This window comes from Floridaenema evergladense BLCC-F167, assembly GCF_041929205.2.
Taxonomy (GTDB): domain Bacteria; phylum Cyanobacteriota; class Cyanobacteriia; order Cyanobacteriales; family Aerosakkonemataceae; genus Floridanema; species Floridanema evergladense.
Map to the genome: position 1 here is coordinate 2,075,430 of NZ_CM171625.1, position 21,729 is coordinate 2,097,158.

Genomic DNA, 21,729 nt, shown 5'->3' on the forward strand with positions numbered 1-21,729 from the left:
TTTTTAGCCCGAAATCATTTAATTTATGCTAATTTCCCCAAACAAGAGATAATACCTCATCTGTCTTTAGTTAGTTGTCAATTTCCATTTTTCAGATCTGATAATTCCTAACCAACTACCAACTACCAACTACCAACAACTATTGATCGATCGCAATTTGCTCAGTAGCTCTTGGATTCACAGGAGATTGATTATAGTAGCGATCGTAATCATTATGCCAACGAGTAGTATAATTCTTCACCCCATTAGCAACTAAGCCTAAAATTGGCGTTCCAGAAATCTTCAACGTATCCAACGCTTGCATTAACGGATAACGGTCAGCTTTTCCTAATCCCACAACTAAAATTACCCCATCAGTAGGAGTTGCCAAAATACTAGCATCAGCAAAACCAACTAACGGTGGAGTGTCATAAATAACTAAATCGAAAGCTGACTGAAAATCAGCCATCAATGTCTGCATTTTCTCCGAAGATAATAGACGAGTTGGGTCAGGAGGAATTTGTCCCGAAGTCAGAACAAATAAATTTTCTTCTTCTGGGTAATTTTGGATTACCTCATGAAAATTTAAATCTTCAGCAGCAATCAAATTAGTTAATCCCCGCATATTAGGTAAACCTAATCTTTTGTGAATTTGGGGACGGCGTAAATCAGCATCAACTAATAATACCCGTTGTCCCATTGCTGCTGCTGCTTGAGCTAAATTTAAAGATATTACTGTTTTACCTTCTGCGGGAGTCGATGAACTAATTACTAAACTTCGGATTGGCATATCCGTAGTCAGGAGACGGATATTAGTATAAAGAGAACGGAAAGATTCTACAAATTGAGAAGCATTATACCGAGAATGGACTTTACTATTGTCATTAGCGATCGCCAATTCTGCCTGTGGTAATAATAAACCATCCACCTCAGAAGTTTCCCCACCAACCTTTTTCAACACTTTACTAAAGGGAATTACTCCTAATAAAGGCATTCCAGTTTGGTTTTTCAAATCTTCCGCCGAATGGAATACATTATCAAGCATTTCTACTAGCCAAGCAGCCCCAGCACCTAATAACAATCCAGCAATTACTCCCAACATCAAATTACGAAATTTGTTAGGAGAAATAGGATAACTTTGATCGGGAGCATCAATTAATTGCCAAGGAGTTGCCTTTTGCGCCGCTTCAATTTCTAAGTTTTCTCTAGTTGATAAAAACCTCAATAAGCTTTCAGTTGTCACCTTTAATTCTCGCTGTAAATCTGTATATTCACGAGCGCGAATTGGCATTTGTTTAAATTCTTGTACCAAAAAATCCTCAGCGCGTTTTAACGCTTGATTTCGCACTTCTAAAACTTTAATTTCATTTGCCGCTTCCACAAATTGCTTAGTCAAAGATAAGCGAATCGAGTTTTGATTGCTGAGTTTTTGCGTATTTACTGTCACAGGAGACAGCGTATTACCGATAACTCTTTGAGTTTCTTGAGCAATCAAAGGTAACAGCTTTTGTCTTTTTTCCCGGAGCGTACTAAGCATCGGACTATCTTCTGTAAATCTTACAGATTCGGTCGCCAGTTTAGTTTCTACATCTTGCAATTCTAAAAGTAATTTTTGATATCGGGGAGCTTCGCTTAAAGCCGATGCTAAAATCGCTTCATTTGGTTGTAATCCTAACTGTCCTTGCAACAAAACATAAAGCGATCGCAACTCATTTAACTTAGTATTGGCTTCCACTTGTTGTGCTTCAATTCCCGAAATTCTAGTTCCTAAATCTTGCGCCTTCTGTTCGGGATCGATAAAATTATATTCTTGCCTAAATCTCTGCAATCTTGCTTGTAGTGTATTTACTCTTGCTTGCAAATTTGGTAACTGTTGTTGCACAAAATCAATGCCTTGGCGCACATCACTTTGACGCTGTTGCCGACTATAATCCAAGTATCCATTAGCCAGAATCTGTAAAATCCTTTCGGCTTTTTTCGGATCGTTATCTTGATAACGCACCTCAATAATTTTTGTTTGTCCCAAACGACTAATCACCAAATTCTGTACTAAAGAACCATAATTAATATCTGGATATTCCGCCTTTATTTGCTTAATAATTCCATCCATTACGCTAGGACTGCGTAACACTTCAGTTTGGGTGTCATAATCTAAAATAGAATAAACAATTGCACCAAAATTTTGCGCTACTTTAGTTTCCGCAGTAATTGGTTCCACTAAAACTCGGAACTTCCCTTCATACAAAGGTGGTGTATTCCAAGCCCTTGTTCCCATCACTGTTGCTACAGCGATCGCCACACTAGCTACAACCAAAGCGCGACGACGCAAAATTCCCAAAACCTGCCTTAAATCTAACTTATTAGCATCTTCTTCGTTTACCTGCTCTGGATAAATATATGGTAAAGAATGAAGAGTTTTGCCATTAATATTATTTGAATATATTGGTTGAGCGTATGGTTTAATTTTCATTTCTTCATTACCTCCTGTATCAGTAAGTTTTGAGTTTTGAGTTTTAAGTTTTAAGTTATTAATTCAAAACTTAAAACTTATCTCAATTTCACTTATAGAGAATCAAAGATCCGAATTAAGTTAAAGATAGAGAAGAAATTGCTGATCGGATCTAACCAAATTCTCAACCCATCTGTAACTTCTGCCGCAAAAGAGCGATTCACAACAATCACATCGTTATCCCGAAGAATCGGATTTTCATTTTCATTGATCCCTCTTGAAAAGTTAATTGTAATATTCCGTTTAGTTACTGTACCATTGGGATTTAAGCGGAGCAATTCCACATAAGAGGTGCGGGCACGGACTGGATTAAAACCTCCTGCTGCTAATAAAGCTTGGTTTAAAGAAGTATTAGCTGGTACTTGTAAAATCCCACCCCGGACAACTTCTCCTACCACGTTCACCCTGATAGTAGCTGGAGAAAGACTGGAAGAAGCTATTTGCGGCGCTTCTGATGGATCGACATTCTGCGCTGTCGGGACAAAAATTGTATCTCCTTGTTGCAAAATTAAATCCTGAGAGCGATCGCCCGACTGCAACAATTGCCAAAAATTAGATAATAAAATTTGTTGTGTCCCCAACCTCGTACTACGACGAATTTCAATCCGACGAATATCCGCCAACGGTGTAATCCCCCCCGCCTGTTGAATCGCTTGAGACAATGTAGGTAATCCCGCAAAAGAAGGTAGCGCCCCCTGAACGCCCTGCGCTGGTCTAAATGGTTGAATCAAGTAGGTACCTGGACGCAGCACTTCCCCGACTACAGCTACGTTCAAAGGTTGGGAAGGATCGGCAGCAATACTAGAAGATACAATTTCTAAAGATTGGGCTATGGGTAGGGGTGCAGTTGCAGTGGGAACAACGATCGAATCTCCTTCTTGCAAAAAGATATCCTGACGACGATCGCCACCCTGCAACAACTGTTGTAAATCTATACTAATCGTTTGAATACTGCCATCACGAGTAATCCGACGCAACTGTACCTTAGTAATATCAGCAGTTTGGTTAATCCCACCAGCTGCTTGCAATGCCCGTGACAAAGTAGGCGGCGAACCAGTTTGTGTCGGTTGTACACTATAAGGGCCAGGACGAGTCACTTCTCCTACCACAACTATATTAATCGGCTGATTTTGTAATGGTGCAAGCGTACTATTGGTGATTGTAAAACTTTGCGTGGGGTTAATTGTTGCTGTAGTGGGAATCACGACCGTATCGCCCTGTTGTAAAATCAAATCCTGACGGCGATCGCCACCCTGCAAAACTTGATTTAAATTTACCCCAATAATCTGTTCTCTGCCCCCTCTAGTAAAGCGACGCAGTTGTACCCGACTCAAATCCGCCGCTTGCGTCACGCCCCCAGCCACTTGAATCGCTCGTGATATAGTGGGCAAAGCTCCAGTTTGGTCTGGTTGAACAATCACAGGGCCAGGACGAATCACTTCTCCGGCAACTAAAATATTCAAAGGTACGTTTTGTACTGGAGCAATATTAGACCTAACAATATCCTGCGCCGCTGTTAAATTAATTGTCGTTGCTGTGGGAATAAATACGCTATCTCCATCCCGCAAAGTGATATCTTCGCAGAGTTCCCCTGTAGTCACTAATCCTAAAATATTTAAGTTAATCGTCCCAAAACCCGGTCTTAGCAATCTAACTTGACCCAAAGAAGCTGACTGCGTAATCCCCCCGGCTAAAGTTATGGCTTGTGATAAGGTGGGGAATTGAAAACCTGTACCACCTGCACCACCTGTACCACCTGCACTAGATAGAGGAATAATGTAAGAGCCGGAACGATTCACTTCTCCAGCGATCGCCACTTGTACAGGTCTAGGTGCTACTAAGGTAACAGTTACGATCGGTCTTCGCAAAAATCGCGCATAGCGAGAAGAAATTAAATTAGAAGCTTGTTCTAAGGTCAAACCTCGAAGTGAGACGCTGCCAATCAGCGCCAAATTCACTGTACCATTGACCAAAACCTGATACTCTCGACTATACTCTGGAACGTTGAAGATATCTAAGCCAATGCGATCGCCCGCACCCAAAGTATAAGCTGGTTCCGGCCCAAAACGACCGCTCCCTGGACGACAATTGTTTAGCGTTCTTCCCGGTGCTTGCGCCCACGACACTTGAGGAATTGTCAACACCAGCATTGACAAAGCAATTACCCAACTTTTCTGGCTAATCAAAGACAATTTAATAGTTTTTTTATGTTTGGCTTGCAAGTTGTTCTTTCGGGAAAGCGATTTTTTCAACATTACTTTAACAGCGTCACTAAAAATTTTGCACGGGTTGTCAGTAATAGATAGTCAAATTAAGTCTCACAAGTTCCAGACCGCAGAATCACAAGTGTTCATAACTAAGAAATCACCTGGCATTTGCCACTTCTCGAACTTTTGTAACTTTTTTCTTACCTGGGGCATTTAATACATAGTTTGGGCGCATTTGTCAAAAAAAATATAACTTGTCTTCAACCGTTCTTTGTCAAACCAGATTATAGCCGATCGACATAATAGAAATAACTTTTGCTGTTCGCACCCTTCGTGGCGTAGCCAAGTTGCTTTACCTGGGATCATTAGCAGAATGCCTATGTGACCTTTACAGAAATACACATTACCAAGGATAGTTTCCCTACCATACTGCCTGACAAAGTTACGGAACTAGCACCCCAATACCTCTAGATATGCTGCCACATTTACAGCAAAGTAGTCTAATTTTGCCCCAAATATCTAAAGAATTTAATTTCTTGGTAATTGTTCCCAGGGATCGATCGCACTCCCAAAAAGCAATAAAGCTCTCCTAAAATTCATTTACATTCATCTACAGTTAAAATTTTAAGGTTGGGACTTTGGCGAGAAGATCAGTAAGTTTATTTTATAGGTTAAAGCGAGGTTTTGGCGATCGGACTTTACAACCAAATTTTACATTTTACACAGCAATTTAAATAAAGATAAAAAAACAGAATATCCAAACATTTTAAACGGCTGTTAAAACATTAGCTTCCTCGCCTGGAGAATCTACAAAAATTGCTCCACGTTCAATTAAATCACGCTTCATTGTCGCAAAAATTCCTAAATTATCTCCGAATACAGCATTTTTTACTTTAGTACCACTTAAATCAGCATCCGTTAAATCGGCTTCCAATAATCGGGCATTTGTCAAGTCCGCACCTATTAAATTAGCCTTAGCTAACTTGGTATTTGATAATTCAGTACTCTGCAACTGAGCTTTAACTAATCTGGCACCATTCAACTTGGCAAATTTAAGATTGGCATTGCTCAAATCGGCATTACTTAAATCTCGACCTTCGACTTCTTGATTAACTATTTCCCAAACTAAACGCCACTTACTATCAAGTTTTGTCTCTTCGTTAATTTTGGTAAGGCTTAGGTAGGAACCGCTCAGGTTGGCACCGCTCAGGTTGGCATAGCTCAGGTCGGCGCGGCTCAGGTTGGCACTGCTCAGGTTGGCATAGCTCAGGTCGGCGCGGCTCAGGTTGGCACCGCTCAGGTCGGTACCGCTCAGGTTGGCATAGCTCAGGTCGGCGCGGCTCAGGTTGGCACGGAACAAGTTAGCCTCACTGAGGTTAAAACCTCTAAGATCACAATCAACACCTTTCACGCCAACTAAAATCATTCCCACCAAATCTTCAGCCGGATTTAAACCTTCTTTTTCGACAAGTTCAGATAAATTTTCTGTATCTTCTTTTGAAGGTGAATTTACCTCAGCTTTAAGCGTAATCAACATACCTTGACTTTGGCTCTGAAATTGTTCCGCAACATGATTTTTAACAGAGGCAACAGTCTTAGGATTTGTCATTCGCTTTTGCTCACTCCAAGCAACGAAAGCAATTCCTCCAACCACACTTAAAGCAACAGTAAAAGCTGGCGGTTTTCCTCCAGTAACTAAAAGCATTAATAAGAAACCAGTCCCAACTTGAACTGTTTGCTTAATTAACGAATTAAATCCCGCTTTAGCCTCTTCATAAAGACTAATATCTTTATGGTTGATTCGAGCCATGTCCACCACCTCCTTGACCTTTTCTTAAGTTTCGCAAATCTGCCCAAAATCTGCCAATAATGCGCCCCGCTAAAATGATCCAAAGTAGAAAATCAGAAGTTACTATGATGAAGCAAGCATATCTTGAAGGACTCCAAGCACTTTCTTGCAGACAAACAAGAAAATCAGAAAAGCTTTTACCAATAATCCATTGACCAATTAAACCCGGAACTTGTAAAAGTATACTGAGTGCGATCGCATCCTGAACCGATAAATAAACCGTTCTCCACAAATCCCCCAACAAAGCTTTACCCACCAAATCCAAAGGTTCCCAAATATTCATTAAAATCCTCTCTGTTCGCCTACCCAAACGAGTCTTTGATTGAACAGGTGTAGGTGGCGGTGCGGGATTAGGATTAGGCTGAGGATTTGGTGGCTGTGTCATGAAATAATTTGCTATTGTAGACTTTGCCTAAATAGCATTTTAATTCCTTCAAGACTTACCCAGAAAAAAACTACCAAAAATTTAAAGGCGTTCTCTTTTTCCAAGAACGCCCTAAGTAATATAGCAATAGTTAACAGAATGACTGAATCGGTAAGTGAATATTTTAAAGGAATGGCAAACTTGTCAGAATTAAAATTTCTAGCTTAAAGAAGCATCGCTGCGATCGTAAGTTGCTCGGAAAGAAGGTTCCAATTTTCCCTGAGTATGAACCCAATTATCCACATCAACAGACAAGCCCATTTCCGCTGCCGCACGACCTAGCATAGATTGCTGGCGATTTTTAATCAAGTGGTGGTGCCGCATCATCAAAGACCGCGCTTGTTCTTGTGCAGACATGACCTTTTCTCCTTGTTCAACTTGTTCGTTACACCTTCACTATTTAAGATAACAGGAAATTCTGTAACTTTAGCTACAGAAATCAGTTATTTTCACAAAAATTTACAATAATTTTTCGGATCGCCTAATTCTTCTCGTTGTTAGCAAGGATCTGTAAAATCCCTCTATGCCAGAGATATCAGAGGGCGTTACCCTAAATTGGGAACCCATGATTTAAAGAAAATGCTTACACCTTGTCATATCGTTGTTGAAGGCAATCCAGTAGTCATCTACGCCAGCAGGAATGGTGTACCTGAAAAAGTCTTACCACTCCTTGAACCATTCTTAGCAAAATTTTGGGAAGAGAGAGAAACCTGTGGCGAGTACGGTGACACCGCAGAATGTTTAGTAGCTCAAATAGTCGTCAGATTTGGTTATGAAATATGCGAAGACGATTATTCCAACCTCCGAGTAGGAATAAACTATGCCCCAGACGCTAAATACATCTATTTCATACGGATGAATCGCCAACTTAATACTTTGATTCCCAGCGAAGAGTATCGCAGCAATCCCAATTTGGGCATCAAAGCCTGTCGTGAATTTGCTACAAAAAACTGTTAAATATAATTAAACTAAAAGGCAAACTTTAATATTAAATATTGAAATTTGCCTTTCATCCTCCTTAAGGCTACTTTTGATTAATCTGCTGCCATAAAAAGTCAAATATAACTAAAAAATTAGCTGGCATTATTATTAATTTAGAACTCAATCCACTTCATAAAGGGGAGTTAAATATGCCCGCCCAGCCGCCATTTTTTGTGTTAACAGACCAGGCAGATAATTTTACGATCGCCCCAGGATTGCTAAATACTTTACCTGGCGGATTACTAGCCTTAGCTGGAGACGACACAGTGATCGGCTCAGTCCAAGCAGACATTGTTAACGGCAACCAAGGAAACGATCGCTTACTCTTAGGAAAAGGCGACGACACCATCTTTGGAGGCGCAGGAAACGATACCATTGCTGGAGAGCAAGGCAAAGACTTCTTTTCCGGCGATCTGGGAAATGACATACTCTACGGTGGCGGTATCACCAACCAATTTCCAGATGATTTAGGCGACACAATTTACGGTGGAGAAGGTAACGACACCATTTTTGGGCAAGCAGGAAACGACTTCCTCAACGGTAATCAAGACAACGACTATCTTGTAGGAGGTACAGGCAACGACATCATTCGTGGTGGCAAAGGTGCAGATGTCCTCATTGGTAGTCAAGGTGCAGATACCCTATTTGGCGATGTTGGTCAAGATGCGCTGGTTGGAGGTGTTGCAGATGCAGGTGTGGTGGACGTTGATGTATTTGTTCTGCGCGGAGATGCGGGAGCCAATAAATTAGCCCAAGCAGACCTAATCTTAGATTTCTCCCTTGGCGATAAAATTGGCATTTCAAAATTTCAAGGAGGGATTGGATCGCTATCCCTACAAGAAATTATCCCTGTTGGAGTTAATGAATTTATCAATCAATTGTCCCCTGAACTACAAGCAGCACAAAAATCCGGCTTAATCAACTTAAATGACTTTGCCTTTAACGGTCTAATTCAAGGTACAGCAATTAGTCTCACTACTAACGGCCCTGTTTTAGGTATAGTCCTCAATCAGAGCGCCGTCCAAGTCAATGCGTCTTTATTTACCGTCACAGAACCCTAGTTAGGAGTAGGGGAGGTGGGGAGGTGGGGCGATGGGGAAGTGGGGCGATGGGGAGATGGGGAGGTGGGGAGATGGGGAGGTGGGGCGATGGGGAGATGGGGAGGTGGGGAGGTGGGGAGATGGGGAGATGGGGAGATGGGGAGATGGGGAGGTGGGGAGAAAATTTAACTTACAACTTTTTCCTTAACTCAAAACTCAAAACTCAAAACTCAAAACTTCCTCAGTCCCCTTGTCCCCTTGTCCCCAGTCCCCAGTCCCCAGTCCCCAATCCCCATTACCCTGCATTTGCCACAACTGAAGCAGTCGTCAATAAGTCGAAAGCAGTTTTATATTGTTGATCTACTTCTGTAGCAATTTGGTCAAATGCAGTTGGTTCCCAGCTGACTATGCGATCGGGAGTAATCCCTAACTTGTTAATGTCATGATGATTAGGCGTTTCGTATTTGGCGACAGTTACCGCTAAACCGGAACCATCAGACAAATCAAACAGTGATTGAATTAAACCTTTACCAAAAGTTTTTTCACCGACGATTTGGGCGCGTTGATTGTCCTGTAGAGCACCAGCCAAAATTTCGCTCGCACTAGCAGTACCACGATTGACTAAAACTACTAAAGGATCGGTCGTTAGTGGTGCATTTGTTGCTTCAAAGCTACCAATAATGCCTTGACGATTAACTGTGTAAACAATGGTGCCTCGATCCAACCAGAAACGAGCAATTTCTACTCCGGCTTGTAATAATCCACCGGGATTGTTCCGCAAATCTAAAATATAGGCATCTGCACCTTGTTTTTCTAGGCTAGAAATCGCGTGAGCTACTTCTGTTACCGCGTTACCATTAAATTGGTTTAGGCGAATGTAACCTACCGGAACAGTTCCGGGTGAAGTACGCAATTCGGCAATTACAGGGTTAAGGGCAATGCGATCGCGCACTAGTGTAACTTCTTTGGCTTCTTCCTGTTGCCGTCTCACCGTCAAAACTACTTGGCTACCCCTTAGCCCACGCATCCGAGTCGCAGCTTCGTCTAAAGTAAACTGGGTAGTGGAAACGCCATCGATTTTCAAAATCCGATCGCCAGGTTTAATCCCAGCTTTTTGGGCTGGCGATCCCGCAATGGGCGTTACTACCAGCAAATTCCCAGTTTCTTCATCCGTAGCAATCTGTAGTCCAACTCCTGTCAGTTCTCCAGAAGTAGATACCTGTAAATTCCGGTATTGGCTAGGCTGAAGATGTCGCGTAAAAGGATCGTCTAAACTAGCTAACATCTTGCCAATTACAGAGTAAGCTTCTTCTCGGTTCTTGGTGCGTTGTTTCAAGGCGTTTTGCCGCACTAACCACCAGTTTTGATGGTTAAACGTCTCATCCACGTAGGATTGATTGACAATGCGCCATACCTCTGCTATCAGCTTTTGGTTTTCGGTATCAGCCGTAGCAGACGGAACCCACCAACCTAATCCCAAAATAACTGAGAGAGTTAGAGAAAGAACAATTCGCAAAAAACGGTTTTTCATAGGCACGAATTTTAAACAATATTTTACAAAAATCTAGCGAGAAAACCCACAGGAAGAAGACAAGGGAACCAGGGGACAAGGTGATAACTCAAAACTCAAAACTCAAAACTCAAAACTATTAACATGATTGAGGTAGAAGTCCATAATTCATTGCGAGCATTCCTTAGAGAGTGTAAAGAGACATACTGGCCCCACCATTTAACTATGGCTAGATTGGTGGCTCGTGCCTTACGATTGGAAAGAAGTGCTTTGATTCAAGTGGGCGCTCCCACTTCGGCAAATGTCCGCTATCGTCTAAGTTATTTAGCACCTGCTTTAATGTGGTCTGGGCCAGTAATTGTGGTAGCGACGGAAGCAGTACAGCAGCGACTCCTCAAGGTAGAAATTCCCCAATTACAAGGTTGGTTAACTACGGAAAAGGAAATTTTTGTTGGTGATGCTCTCCCCGATCGTAACTTTACTGGGTTGTTAATTACTTCGCCGAAAGCTTGGTTGAGCGATCGCCTCACCACAAAAACTCAGTTCGGTCACGGTATCCCCACTATCCTCGATGGTGTAGATGATTTGGAAACTTGGACGCGCCAACAGTTAACCGCTACCATTACTCCTAGCGATTGGGAAGATTTGATCCAAGCTTTTCCCCATCGCATTGAGGCAATCCGAAATGCTAAGGTACAACTAACCAAGGAAATTTTCCAGCATCCTGCTAATCCCTACGAATGCTATTTGTTGGAAAGTGAAGAAAAACAGGTTCTAAATTATTTATTTACTGTTTTAAGTCTAGACCAGCAAGATTCTGCTACATTTTCCAGTTTGCCAACTAATTGGCAGAAATTTTGGCTCATATTTACTACCCCTGGACAAATGTATTGGGCGCAAATTGCCCGGAGTCAAGGTTTATTTACTGTTTACTGCGGTCCGATCGAAGTCGCAACTCCATTAAAACCTATCTGGCTAGAGCAACCTGTAGTTTTAATTGGTGGCGCTTTGGAGTTGGAAGCGGTTTCCCCCATCTATCGCCAGCAGTTAGGATTAGGAGATTTAACTTGTTTGAAGTTTTCTTTGGATCGTCAAACCGAACTAATTCAGCTTTACGTGCCAGATAGTTTCCCGCTACCAAATACAGCCCAGTTTCAAGCTGCGTTATTACAAGAAATTCGCAGATTGTTAGTAGTTAGTGTTGTGGTAGAAGGATTGACGGTACTTTTGGTTAGTGATGTGCCGCTAAAAGCTCAAGTTGGCGCAGAAATTGCCGCTGAGTTTGGTTCGCGAGTCCAAGTAGAAAAAACTTGTTTGGATGACAATGGAATTTTGGTGGCTGGCTGGGAATTTTGGCTGGAACACCAAGATGTTTTACCTGCGCCTCACCTGTTGTTGATTGCCACTTTACCAATTCCTTCTTTGGAAAATCCTTTAGTAGCTGGTCGAGTGGCTAATTATAAACAACAGCATCAAGATTGGTTTCGCTTGTATTTGTTGCCAACTGCTTTGAATGTTTTGCAACGAGCGATCGCACCTGTTCGCACCACTCAAGGCGTAGTAGCTCTACTCGACAGTCGCACCATTCACCGCAGTTACGGTCAACAAGTCCTCACCGCCTTAAGCCCTTTCGCCCGCATCAACTATTTAGACCCTAACTTGTTTTCCTCAGAGAGTTAGCTATAATTATAGTTTTGTCAAGTACAAACTTGTCAAAGTCAATAAAGGTTATCATTAAGCCAAGGCATAGCATTCTTGGAGCGAGCAGTTATGGGTGAAGCAAAAAGACGTAAGGAAGCTCTAAGGGAACAATACGGCAAAGAAGCTAACATAGCTCCCTGGTTTCCTGTAACTAAAACTCAAGCACAACAATTTGTTAAGTGGACAAGCCGAGGCTCATGGATTGGGATCGGTCTTTTAGTTGTTGTTTGGGTAAGCGTCCGGTTTATTGGCCCTGCTTTGGGTTTGTGGCAAGTTAACTAGAATCTGATAGGCGTTGCGACTCTTAGATCTGGGACAAGTGTTATAGACAACAAACAAAGTTAAGTTTTCATGACATCGGAGATCGATGTATCTCGCAAGAATGAACTATATGCGGTCTCAAAGCGTCTAGGATTACTGTGGCTTAGCTGGGAATGTCGTTCCTGATACGACCAAAAAATAATCGTTCAGTTAACTTTAAAGCAAACCTACAAGTTGCCTGGTTGGAAAGTTGTTTCAAATTCACGATCTGGAGCAGAATAGACCAAATGTTAAGAAAATCTAAAATAGGTTTAAAATTAGGTGTGGTGGCTGGAGGATAACAGTGTTTATCAGACTTGCAAAACAACATTCGCAGTTTGTCCAAGATCTGGTGATGAATCTTCAAGCATTGGCGATCGTGCTGGAGCGCAGAGGTTATTTAGCCTCTTGCTATACCTGCGGCGATCAGATGTCTAGCGCATCTTTTATGGTCAGTTTGGGAGATAATCACCTAATTAGATTTTTGGTGTCAGATTATGGCATCACTTGGACGGAGATGCGAGACGATCGAGAATTGATGAAGCTAGAGGGTGCAGAAGCGATCGCTCAGCTACAAGAACTCGCCAATTTGCTCAAATATCAACCCGAATCCACTTCGTCTTACACTGCGACGGTAGCACAAACCATCTAAGCAGGTTCGAGAAGCAGATTCTACAGGTGAGCCAGAACTTTACACCATCTAAAGTTTAGTGCGATCGGTTAGACGCTGAAACAACTCCCTCAGCTTCACTGAACTGCTAATCTAAAAATTGAGATGTTAGTTCAATTGGCAATTTTAGCCTGCTGTTTAATATGAGCGTTCCTGATTCGGGATGGCAACACCATTTTGTAGAGACTAATGACATTCGCTTGCATTGCGTGACCCAAGGTGAAGGAGAATTAGTAATTCTTTTGCATGGGTTTCCAGAGTTTTGGTACTCGTGGCGGCACCAAATTCCTGTGTTAGGACGTTACTTTAAAGTGGTGGTTCCAGACCTGCGAGGCTACAACTACTCAGATAAGCCAGCGAGTGGCTATGATTTGGACACGCTAAGCGCAGATATTCGCGGTTTAATCGAGCGTTTTGGCAAAACTCGCGCTCACATCGTCGGACATGATTGGGGTGGAGCGATCGGTTGGCACTTAGCACAGAAATTTCCTGAATGTATCGATCGATTAGCCATTCTCAACGCACCTCACCCAGAGCAATTCGTCAAAAACTTAATCGGTAACATCGACCAATTGCGTCGTACTTGGTTCTTGCTATTATTTCCGATTCCAGCACTCCCAGAATGGTTAATTCAACACAATCTGAAAACTTTTGTCCGCAACCTGTTTCGAGAACACGCCATTCGCAAAGCACCCTTCACGACTGAAGTCATGAATATTTACCAAAATGCTTTAGCAAAACCCCTTGTTTTAACAGCTGCAATTAATTATTATCGCCAAATGCTCTCACCCCAAGCTTGGTTACAGCATCGAGAAGAACAAACTAAACTAATCACAGTTCCTACTCTGGTGCTTTGGGGTGAAGAGGATGCTTTCTTAAGCAACAAACTTACCCAAGATTTAGACCAATTAATTGCCGCACCCTTTCAACTCAAATTTATTCCCAATTGCGGACATTGGATTCAGCAAGAAGCTCCCGACACAGTAAATAGAGAATTGTTGAAATTTCTGCGATCGACTGAAAAATTGTTTATCAAGAAAAGGTAAAGTTCGTAAAAATAAGTTTAAGAAAGACTGAGACTTTGGCTCAGTCTTTTTAGTCAAAATCGAAAAATTTATCTGAGGTTTGCTATTAATTTGCCTTTAACTTTTACTCACATGGTTCTGCTTGGTAAAGCTCTTGTTAGTTAGTAATATCCAGAAAAAATCTCCGTACTTTACCTTCAACTGGTAGAAATTTTAACTATAAAGTTAAGTTACTACTCAGGGAGTCAGGAAGTTGCTTGGTTTATATTATAAAGTGAGGCATTTTAATAGATCGTTAATAGAGCGAAGCTAATTCTGGGTTTGGCAATAACCGCTAACTTAAGCTTTTAGTAGCCGTCATTAAATAAGCAAGCAAACGCAACAATAAAATAGTCCTGAATGTAATCTCAGATTGAATATCTGGAAAATTACGGTTAATCTGGATATGTCAAAAGGGATGCACTTACTATAATCTAAACGTACTTAAATTATGGAACTAGAAAAACGCCTTGGTCTATACCAAGTGTTTCTCAAAATTTATGAACATAATCGTGGTCTGCTGGATGAGATTCTCCAATTAGAGAATCTGCCATTTCCTTATTTAAGCAGTCGAGTTCCAACTTATATCCAGGGTGTTGTGCAGGAGCAAGAAGTTTACCTGATCACTAATTTAGTGAGCGGGAACACGCAAACTCTGTTTCAGCCACAAAAGATTTGGATTATAGGACGCGATCGCTGTTTAGCCTTAAGATTAAGAGATCGATGGATTTCGCGCCAACACGCAGCAATTCAATATGTAGAAGCTGAAGGATTCTACTTAATAGATCTCAATAGTACTAATGGAACATTTATTAACGGCGAGCCAGTTTTTCATCCTCAGCTACTCAAAGACGGCGATCGAATTCGGCTGGGAAGCTTGACAATTTCCTTTTTCTTAGCGCAAACAGCGCAAAAGTTGGAGCCAATTTCCTCCGAAATAGTAGCGCAAATGAAATTGCCATTAAATCATTGCGAAGTACCTAAGCCAGAAAATCCACCAGCGAAGATCGAGGGAGAGAACAAAGCTGAGTGTAATGTAGATAAGGATACTTCAGTTCATCAAAGGCAAAAACCATTTCTTGGGGAAGAAACTTCGCCATCTACTGTGCTTAATTTAAGTTCAACTCAGCAAGCAGAAATTCTCGATCGCTTTCTCACTAGTCGGCAAACTTCCGCGTAAAATTTTAGAGAAAATTACAACATAGGGGTAATTCATGAATTACCCCTACGCTGTGACGAGAGTCACTTAATTAAATTAGTCGTCTATATCAACAACCTCATCTTCTTCCTCAATATCGCTTGGGTGTGCCACTGAATTAGCAGAGACAACAGCACCTTTATCGAGCTTTTCCCGAATTTCTTGCTGTATTGTTTTAGCCAACTCAGGATTTTCATCCAAGTATTTAATAGTATTGTCTCGCCCTTGACCAATATTATCGCCGTTGTAGCTGTACCAAGCGCCTTTGCGGTTAATTACGCCAGTTTCCTCGGCAATATCGACAATACAACCCATTGTCGAAATGCCTTTGCCAAAGATAATATCAAACTCGGCAATGCGGAACGGAGGCGCAACTTTGTTTTTGGCAACTTTAACTTTAACGCGAATCCCAAACTCGTCGGTGCCTTTTTTCAAAGTTTGAATCCGCCGAATGTCAAGTCTGACGGAAGCGTAGAACTTCAGCGCATTACCACCTGTAGTAGTTTCTGGATTACCGTAAGTAACGCCGATTTTTTGCCGCAATTGGTTGAGGAAAATGACGGTACAGCCAGATTTGCCGATATTACCTGTAATTTTCCGCAAAGCTTGGCTCATTAAGCGAGCTTGTAAACCTACGTGAGCATCGCCCATGTCGCCTTCAATTTCGGCGCGAGGTACTAAAGCGGCTACTGAGTCTATTACTACAACATCAACTGCTGCCGATCGCACTAACTGATCGACGATTTCTAACCCTGCTTCACCAGTATCGGGTTGCGAAACGAGTAAATTTTCAATATCCACGCCTAGCGCTGCCGCGTAGGTGGGATCTAGGGCGTGTTCTGCGTCTACGAAGGCAGCAATTCCACCTGCTCTTTGCACTTCTGCGATCGCGTGTAGCGCCACCGTCGTTTTCCCCGAACTTTCTGGGCCATATATTTCTATTACCCGCCCTTTGGGTAAGCCACCACCCAAAGCTAAATCTAATGTTAACGAGCCACTGGGGATGGTTTCCACTCTCATGCGAGTGGCATCTCCCAAACGGACGATCGCCCCTTTACCGAATTGACTCTCTATTTGTTTAAGTACTAGGTTTAGGGCTTTTTCCTTGCCAGCAATATTTTGGGCTTTTTCCTTGCCAGCGATATCATTTGATGCAATAGTCATTACCGCGCCTCTAGGGTTAGGAGGATTAAAAACTGTTGGTCTGGAAGTCTGGACTAGAACAGATATACTATTCTAGTTTAGAATTTCCCAGTGAGAACGTCCAAAATTTGACTAATCTAAATAGTTAAGACGTTTATTTAATTGGGAGTCTAGCATCCCAGAGGAATCTGGTGCTTTAAGCTTTTTTAAGTTCGCCTTGAGACGATATGAGTTCAAACCTTTCCCATAATCTCATACTAGAAACAGCCTTATCAGTGGACGGAATCACCGACTACATAAAGGAATTGCTGGAAGAAGACGCAAATCTCACGCAGGTTTGGGTGTACGGAGAAGTTTCTAGTGCTAGTCAACATCCTAAAGGGTTATTTTTCACCCTGCAAGACTCGGAAGGTACAGCATCGATTCGCTGCGTAGTTTGGGGTAATTTAGTGAAAGAGTTGGTACAAATGCCCAAAAAAGGCGAACAAGTGCTGGTTTTGGGTAGTTTGAGTGTATTTCAGCAGCGGGGAGAATATCAACTGCGAGTTTGGCAAGCTTTGCCAGCTGGGGAAGGTTTACAGGCGTTACGCTTTCAGCAGTTGCGAAACCGTTTGCAGGCGGAAGGGTTGTTTGATGAGGAAAGAAAGCGATCGCTTCCTCCCCATCCCCAAACGATCGCAGTTGTGACTTCGCCGCAAGCAGCTGCTTGGGGAGATATTCAAAAGACTCTGAAACAGCGTTATCCTGGTTTGCAGGTGTTGTTGTCTCCAGCGATCGTGCAGGGAGAACAAGCACCAGATTCGATTGTAGCGGCGATCGCCAGAGTTGAAAAAGATAGTCGAGCCCAGGTGATAATTTTGGGGCGTGGTGGTGGTTCAGTTGAAGATTTGGCTTGTTTTAATGATGAAAGAGTGGTGAGAGCGATCGCTTTTTCTTCCATTCCCATTGTCACAGGAATTGGGCATGAAAGAGATGAATCTTTGGCTGATTTAGCAGCTGATTTTGCCGCCCACACTCCCACAGCAGCAGCAGAAATTGTGGTTCCTGAATTAGCTGATTTAATTATTGAGCATCAAGAAAGAGTTGTGCAGTTGCAGACGTTGATTAATCAGCAAATTCAAAGGGAGGGAAGTAGACTTTTGTTATTACGAAATCGGTTGCGGCGTTTGCAGATTGATCGGGATATTGAGGAGAAAGGGCGATCGCTTTCTTGGTTACAGCAAAGGTTAATTCAAGCAACTAATCAGCAGTTTGAAACAGCTAATCAGCGTTGTCAATTGTTACAGCAAAAGTTGGCAACTTTAGATCCAAAATCGGTTTTACAAAGAGGTTATGCTGTGGTAAGAAATCAGGCGGAATGTATTGTAAAATCAGGTGAAGGTTTGCAGGTTGGGGAGGAGTTATTGATTCAGTTGGGAAAGGGAAAGGTTAAGGTTGAGGTGAGAGAGGTTTTAAAAGATTTGAAACCGCAGAGACGCAGAGGACGCAGAGGGTAATTTGGAGACTGGAGAAGAGTAGTTTTTATAGTTCATGAAAGTCTCTGGTAAAGGTCGAAGTATATAATTATTTCATCTGCGTTCATCTGCGTTTATCTGCTTTCATCTGCGTTAAAAAAAAGATTTGCGATTTTTGCAAAGTCTTTATTTTATTGAACCGCGAAGACGCGAAGAGCGCGAAGAGAAGAGGAAGAAAGAGGTTTTTTTGATGAGTAAGTCTATTCGGAAAGAGTCGGAAGATGTTTTGCTGCAACAGGGTTTTAATTATGAGGAAACTGTGGCGAGGGTTGAGGAAATAGTCGCGGAAATTGAGTCGGGAGAGTTGGAGTTGGGGGAAGTGTTTGAGGAGTTTGCGATCGCAGTTGAAGCGTTACTTAAATGTCAGAATTTTCTAGCACAAAAGAAGCAAAAAGTCAATTTACTAATCGAAACTTTAGAAGATGAAACAGAAACTTTTTGAAACAATTTCATTACCCAACAGAAAAGTTAATGCTAACATCTGTTGTTCATCTGTAGTTAAAAATGCCAAAGAAATCAGACTAAGCAATACTACCCCGCTTGCGAGTTTCCTTGTAAGAAATTCCCACATTTTTCAATCCAGCTTTAATCATTTGTTGTTCTAAAAAAGCAAAGAAACGGGCGCGATCTTCCCCCTTAATTACCGCATGATTATGCGCCTCAGACAACGAAATTGGATAACCATAACCTTTTTGAATTTGTCCTAACATTAAACTTAAAGCTTGATTCAATAAAGTAGAATTTTCAGCTACCCAAGCGGGAAATTCTACTCTAGCAATTTCGCTTCCCACATGAACATAACAAAAATAAATTTGATGACTTTCCCCATATAAATTTAAAATACGCATCGTACTTTTCCATAAAGGTGTACGTTGTCCAGGTTTTAAAATAGACAACCAAAATGGCGGATCTCGCAAAGCATCAAAAACCTGACAAGGCGGTTTTTTCTCATCCGCATCACCGCAATTAACCACACAATTTGGAGTAGAATGAGGACAAGCTTGTAAGCGAAGTAAATTCAAACTTTCCGTACTTCGAGACGCACTAATATAACCTATAAGCGGAACTTCTGCTAACCGAATTTGTTCCCAAGCTTCTAAAATTGGCGGTAAAATGCGATCGCAAGCATCCCCCGGTAAACCCTCCAAAAACCAATAAATCAACGAACCATCCACCAACGCCAAAGTCGGAACTTGAAAATTTCCCTCTTTTTGACTTTCTACCCAACTTGTAACTAATTCTGCTAAAGCGATCGCCTCCGAAACAGTCCGCCGATACCCCATCCATTCTTCAACTCGAATCCCCCATTGGCGGGAAACATACAAATCTTCCGGTCGGTAAAAAACTTCCGGTAAACTATCTAATAAAGGGTATCTTCCTTGTCCATAATGAAACACCACCCGCCCAATATTTATTAAATAACAATAAGCAATTTCGTGGTGACTCGGTGAAATTTGCGAACCATCTGTTGCAATAACCGTGTGAACTTTTGGCGGAACAGGAATATCAATACAACTATTTAAAGGTTCCACTGGAGTAGGAACAGAAAAAATAAAGCGATCGCGCCATTTTTCCTGAATTTCTACCAACTCTTCCTGTCTATAACTCGCCTCCACCATCAACTTTTGCGCTATCTCTAACCGTTGACGACTAGCAACACTTTCCGCCGCTAAGTGTTCGCTTAAACCTTGCATTTGTCGCGCAATCTTTGTTAGATCCAGCATAGTTCTAAATTCTTACCACGCCCAGTTATCTTGCCATTTTACCGTACCTTCAGGCACTAAAATCCAGCGACGGTTAACCAAATTTTCCCGCAAAGGTTCTTGATTTTCTCGCCACATGGCGTACTTGTATGCGATCGCCTTTCCCGCACTCTCATTAAACGAAATTTCCCCAAACCAAGTATTAGGATTAATATACTCCAACGGGTAAGCTTTACTAATATCCCAATTCCCTAACTCAGGACAATCTCCCGTCACTACAATTGTTTCACCAAATTTAGTTTGCACTCCGTTTAATTGCACTCTCGCAATAGTTTTTCCCTTCACTCTTTCTCCCAAATAACTGAGGATAATCATTTCTTTTCTCTTCAGTTCTAACCCCAGTAATTGCCCATTTTTAATTTCAAACTTACGCCCTGATAAAATACACCTATATTCTCCATCTTCCAAATCAATATAAGCAATATCAATCTTCACATAATTACCTTTATTCATCGCCACAAAACAACGAGAATCTCTGTAGCGTCGCACATAACAATAAACATCAGGAGTAATATATTTTTGTACCTGACTTCCCAAAGAAACCGCCGGATTTATTCTTCTTAATTTCGATAACAACTGCAAATCTTTATAAATTTGCGTATCCATATCCCACTTTTCCATCATCGGGCGATTGTATGGATCTTTTCCGCCATTTGTATTATTATGCAAATACTGTTCCGTACCATAATAAATACAAGGAATACCACGAGATGTCATAATTAAATTAATTGCCAATCTCAAAATTTCTGGATCGGGATTCAAACTTTGAAATCGTGGCATATCATGATTATCGATAAAAGTTATGAGTTCGGTAGCGCGATCGTACAAATAATCCAAATCCAACACCTTTTGGATTAAATGAAAACCCCCTTCACTATTTTTCGCTAACGCCGCCCGAACTCCTTCACAAAAAGCAAAATCTAAAATCGACATTCCAGACTTATTAGTAAAATTGGCAGATTTGCCATCCCAAGGTTTACCAAACCCCCATTCACCAAAGATAAAAACTGAAGGTTTATGAGTTTGAATATCGCTAACAAACTCTTGCCAAAACCAAATTGTCATGTGCTTTACTGTATCTATTCGTAAAGCATCAACCCCTCGATCCAACCATTGTTTAATTGCCGATTTTATATAATTCCGATAATCAATATTACTCTCATTAAAAGTAGCTAATCCCGAAAGTTCGCAATATAAAAGTTGCCATTCATCTTCCCAATTAGTAATCTCTCCATTGTGATAATACCAATTATTCACATCATTATAAAAATCCGCAATTAAAACTCCATCATCATAAAGTTCTCCCTTATGTCCATTAACATCCGGGCTACTATGATTACAAACAATATCTAAAATTAACTTCATTCCCCGCTTGTGCATCTCCTTAATTAATCTATCAAAAACATTGCATTCCAACAGGGAAGTAGACTCATTACTATTTACCAACCGGGGATTAATTCTTTTAAAATCTTTTGTCCAATAACCGTGCATTGCTGCAAATTCAAACTGTAATTCCTCCACTTGTTCAAACAAAGGAGACAGCCAAATTGCCGTTACACCTAGATTTTTTAAATAATCTAATTTATCAATAACCCCTTGTAAATCTCCCCCCCAATATTTCCCCCATTTTTGCCTAGTTGGATCGTAAAGTTCAGGATTTGGGCCTACACTATTATTAGGATCGCCATCGTGAAAGCGATCGACAATAATAAAATAAATCGTTTCTTGCCGAAATTCGATCGCCCGAGTAAACAAAAACTCAAAATCTGCGTACTTATTCGGTATAACCTCTTCCGTATGAAAACCAGCCGCCGCCTTCGCTGCTGCACTATCAATTCTTAACTCAGAAGCAGGAGTTTGTACCATCAGATTAAACC

Annotated in this window: 20 protein-coding genes; 10 read left to right on the forward strand and 10 right to left on the reverse strand. The window is 41.5% G+C overall.

Annotated features, from left to right (window positions below; all coding sequences use genetic code 11):
* Nucleotides 1-139: 139 nt before the first annotated feature.
* From ACE1CA_RS09995 to gifA, 6 genes are all read right to left on the reverse strand, one after another.
* On the reverse strand, nt 140-2,449 hold the full coding sequence (locus ACE1CA_RS09995; protein WP_413276387.1) for a GumC family protein: 2,310 nt from the start codon (nt 2,447-2,449) through the stop codon (nt 140-142).
* Nucleotides 2,450-2,541: 92 nt separating this feature from the next.
* Nucleotides 2,542-4,743 carry an SLBB domain-containing protein gene (locus ACE1CA_RS10000; RefSeq protein WP_413276388.1) on the reverse strand — a complete coding sequence of 734 codons (2,202 nt, stop codon included), beginning with the start codon at nt 4,741-4,743 and terminating at the stop codon, nt 2,542-2,544.
* Between the two features lie 165 nt (nt 4,744-4,908).
* Nucleotides 4,909-5,061 (reverse strand): hypothetical protein, encoded by a 153-nt coding sequence (locus ACE1CA_RS10005; protein ID WP_486517736.1) that lies wholly within the window; start codon nt 5,059-5,061, stop codon nt 4,909-4,911.
* A gap of 400 nt (nt 5,062-5,461) precedes the next feature.
* Nucleotides 5,462-6,505 carry a pentapeptide repeat-containing protein gene (locus ACE1CA_RS10010; protein WP_413276389.1) on the reverse strand — a complete coding sequence of 348 codons (1,044 nt, stop codon included), beginning with the start codon at nt 6,503-6,505 and terminating at the stop codon, nt 5,462-5,464.
* Nucleotides 6,486-6,929: a hypothetical protein gene (locus tag ACE1CA_RS10015; protein ID WP_413276390.1), complete on the reverse strand. Its 444-nt coding sequence runs from the start codon at nt 6,927-6,929 to the stop codon at nt 6,486-6,488. Before ACE1CA_RS10015 ends, ACE1CA_RS10010 begins: the two co-directional genes overlap by 20 nt.
* Nucleotides 6,930-7,127: 198 nt before the next feature.
* A complete protein-coding gene (gene gifA, locus ACE1CA_RS10020; RefSeq protein WP_413276391.1) occupies nt 7,128-7,325 on the reverse strand; it encodes a glutamine synthetase inactivation factor IF7A in 198 nt (65 codons plus the stop codon).
* Between the two features lie 222 nt (nt 7,326-7,547).
* On the opposite strand from gifA, the gene ACE1CA_RS10025 reads away from it, so the two are divergent.
* The 3 genes from ACE1CA_RS10025 to ACE1CA_RS10035 all read left to right on the forward strand — a co-directional run bounded on the left by ACE1CA_RS10025 (nt 7,548) and on the right by ACE1CA_RS10035 (nt 9,178).
* Nucleotides 7,548-7,925 carry a histidine kinase gene (locus ACE1CA_RS10025; protein WP_413276392.1) on the forward strand — a complete coding sequence of 126 codons (378 nt, stop codon included), beginning with the start codon at nt 7,548-7,550 and terminating at the stop codon, nt 7,923-7,925.
* 173 nt (nt 7,926-8,098) lie between these two features.
* Nucleotides 8,099-9,010, forward strand: coding sequence for a calcium-binding protein (locus ACE1CA_RS10030; RefSeq protein WP_413276393.1), 912 nt, complete (start codon nt 8,099-8,101; stop codon nt 9,008-9,010).
* Between the two features lie 15 nt (nt 9,011-9,025).
* Nucleotides 9,026-9,178 (forward strand): hypothetical protein, encoded by a 153-nt coding sequence (locus ACE1CA_RS10035; protein WP_413276394.1) that lies wholly within the window; start codon nt 9,026-9,028, stop codon nt 9,176-9,178.
* A 106-nt stretch (nt 9,179-9,284) separates the two neighbouring features.
* On the opposite strand, the gene ctpA is transcribed toward ACE1CA_RS10035, so the two are convergent.
* Nucleotides 9,285-10,520: a carboxyl-terminal processing protease CtpA gene (gene ctpA, locus ACE1CA_RS10040; protein ID WP_413276395.1), complete on the reverse strand. Its 1,236-nt coding sequence runs from the start codon at nt 10,518-10,520 to the stop codon at nt 9,285-9,287.
* Between the two features lie 123 nt (nt 10,521-10,643).
* Here ctpA and ACE1CA_RS10045 point away from each other — a divergent pair, with 123 nt between their 5' ends.
* The 5 genes from ACE1CA_RS10045 (at nt 10,644) to ACE1CA_RS10065 (ending at nt 15,414) form a co-directional block, all read left to right on the forward strand.
* Nucleotides 10,644-12,179, forward strand: a complete 1,536-nt coding sequence (locus ACE1CA_RS10045) for an ATP-dependent DNA helicase (protein WP_413276396.1) — start codon at nt 10,644-10,646, stop codon at nt 12,177-12,179.
* A gap of 90 nt (nt 12,180-12,269) precedes the next feature.
* A complete protein-coding gene (locus ACE1CA_RS10050; RefSeq protein WP_413276397.1) occupies nt 12,270-12,482 on the forward strand; it encodes a DUF2839 domain-containing protein in 213 nt (70 codons plus the stop codon).
* A 322-nt stretch (nt 12,483-12,804) separates the two neighbouring features.
* On the forward strand, nt 12,805-13,152 hold the full coding sequence (locus ACE1CA_RS10055) for a DUF1815 family protein (protein ID WP_413276398.1): 348 nt from the start codon (nt 12,805-12,807) through the stop codon (nt 13,150-13,152).
* A gap of 161 nt (nt 13,153-13,313) precedes the next feature.
* Nucleotides 13,314-14,216 carry an alpha/beta fold hydrolase gene (locus ACE1CA_RS10060; protein ID WP_413276399.1) on the forward strand — a complete coding sequence of 301 codons (903 nt, stop codon included), beginning with the start codon at nt 13,314-13,316 and terminating at the stop codon, nt 14,214-14,216.
* A gap of 469 nt (nt 14,217-14,685) precedes the next feature.
* Entirely contained in the window at nt 14,686-15,414 is a 729-nt protein-coding gene (locus ACE1CA_RS10065; RefSeq protein WP_413276400.1) for an FHA domain-containing protein, read from the forward strand.
* A 75-nt stretch (nt 15,415-15,489) separates the two neighbouring features.
* Here the strand turns inward: ACE1CA_RS10065 and recA are convergent, their stop codons facing one another.
* Entirely contained in the window at nt 15,490-16,596 is a 1,107-nt protein-coding gene (gene recA, locus ACE1CA_RS10070; RefSeq protein ID WP_413276401.1) for a recombinase RecA, read from the reverse strand.
* A gap of 206 nt (nt 16,597-16,802) precedes the next feature.
* Here recA and xseA point away from each other — a divergent pair, with 206 nt between their 5' ends.
* Both xseA and xseB read left to right on the forward strand, forming a co-directional pair.
* Complete coding sequence (gene xseA / locus ACE1CA_RS10075) at nt 16,803-18,071, forward strand: exodeoxyribonuclease VII large subunit (RefSeq protein WP_413276402.1); 1,269 nt, start codon at nt 16,803-16,805, stop codon at nt 18,069-18,071.
* 208 nt (nt 18,072-18,279) lie between these two features.
* Nucleotides 18,280-18,531 carry an exodeoxyribonuclease VII small subunit gene (gene xseB / locus ACE1CA_RS10080; RefSeq protein ID WP_413276403.1) on the forward strand — a complete coding sequence of 84 codons (252 nt, stop codon included), beginning with the start codon at nt 18,280-18,282 and terminating at the stop codon, nt 18,529-18,531.
* 79 nt (nt 18,532-18,610) lie between these two features.
* Here the strand turns inward: xseB and ACE1CA_RS10085 are convergent, their stop codons facing one another.
* Nucleotides 18,611-19,813, reverse strand: coding sequence for a DNA double-strand break repair nuclease NurA (locus ACE1CA_RS10085; RefSeq protein ID WP_413276404.1), 1,203 nt, complete (start codon nt 19,811-19,813; stop codon nt 18,611-18,613).
* Nucleotides 19,814-19,825: 12 nt separating this feature from the next.
* Nucleotides 19,826-21,718: an alpha-amylase family glycosyl hydrolase gene (locus ACE1CA_RS10090; RefSeq protein ID WP_413276405.1), complete on the reverse strand. Its 1,893-nt coding sequence runs from the start codon at nt 21,716-21,718 to the stop codon at nt 19,826-19,828.
* Between the last annotated feature and the right edge of the window lie 11 nt (nt 21,719-21,729).

Bases quoted from the DNA above. Each gene is read 5' to 3' on its own strand.
- ctpA (WP_413276395.1), bottom strand. From the start codon at position 10,520: ATGAAAAACCGTTTTTTGCGAATTGTTCTTTCTCTAACTCTCTCAGTT.
- recA (WP_413276401.1), bottom strand. From the start codon at position 16,596: ATGACTATTGCATCAAATGATATCGCTGGCAAGGAAAAAGCCCAAAAT.
- ACE1CA_RS10065 (WP_413276400.1), top strand. From the start codon at position 14,686: ATGGAACTAGAAAAACGCCTTGGTCTATACCAAGTGTTTCTCAAAATT.
- ACE1CA_RS10010 (WP_413276389.1), bottom strand. From the start codon at position 6,505: ATGGCTCGAATCAACCATAAAGATATTAGTCTTTATGAAGAGGCTAAA.
- ACE1CA_RS10090 (WP_413276405.1), bottom strand. From the start codon at position 21,718: ATGGTACAAACTCCTGCTTCTGAGTTAAGAATTGATAGTGCAGCAGCG.
- ACE1CA_RS10060 (WP_413276399.1), top strand. From the start codon at position 13,314: ATGAGCGTTCCTGATTCGGGATGGCAACACCATTTTGTAGAGACTAAT.
- ACE1CA_RS10000 (WP_413276388.1), bottom strand. From the start codon at position 4,743: ATGTTGAAAAAATCGCTTTCCCGAAAGAACAACTTGCAAGCCAAACAT.
- ACE1CA_RS09995 (WP_413276387.1), bottom strand. From the start codon at position 2,449: ATGAAAATTAAACCATACGCTCAACCAATATATTCAAATAATATTAAT.
- ACE1CA_RS10045 (WP_413276396.1), top strand. From the start codon at position 10,644: ATGATTGAGGTAGAAGTCCATAATTCATTGCGAGCATTCCTTAGAGAG.
- xseA (WP_413276402.1), top strand. From the start codon at position 16,803: ATGAGTTCAAACCTTTCCCATAATCTCATACTAGAAACAGCCTTATCA.
- ACE1CA_RS10025 (WP_413276392.1), top strand. From the start codon at position 7,548: ATGCTTACACCTTGTCATATCGTTGTTGAAGGCAATCCAGTAGTCATC.
- xseB (WP_413276403.1), top strand. From the start codon at position 18,280: ATGAGTAAGTCTATTCGGAAAGAGTCGGAAGATGTTTTGCTGCAACAG.
- ACE1CA_RS10085 (WP_413276404.1), bottom strand. From the start codon at position 19,813: ATGCTGGATCTAACAAAGATTGCGCGACAAATGCAAGGTTTAAGCGAA.
- ACE1CA_RS10050 (WP_413276397.1), top strand. From the start codon at position 12,270: ATGGGTGAAGCAAAAAGACGTAAGGAAGCTCTAAGGGAACAATACGGC.
- ACE1CA_RS10005 (WP_486517736.1), bottom strand. From the start codon at position 5,061: ATGATCCCAGGTAAAGCAACTTGGCTACGCCACGAAGGGTGCGAACAG.
- gifA (WP_413276391.1), bottom strand. From the start codon at position 7,325: ATGTCTGCACAAGAACAAGCGCGGTCTTTGATGATGCGGCACCACCAC.
- ACE1CA_RS10030 (WP_413276393.1), top strand. From the start codon at position 8,099: ATGCCCGCCCAGCCGCCATTTTTTGTGTTAACAGACCAGGCAGATAAT.
- ACE1CA_RS10015 (WP_413276390.1), bottom strand. From the start codon at position 6,929: ATGACACAGCCACCAAATCCTCAGCCTAATCCTAATCCCGCACCGCCA.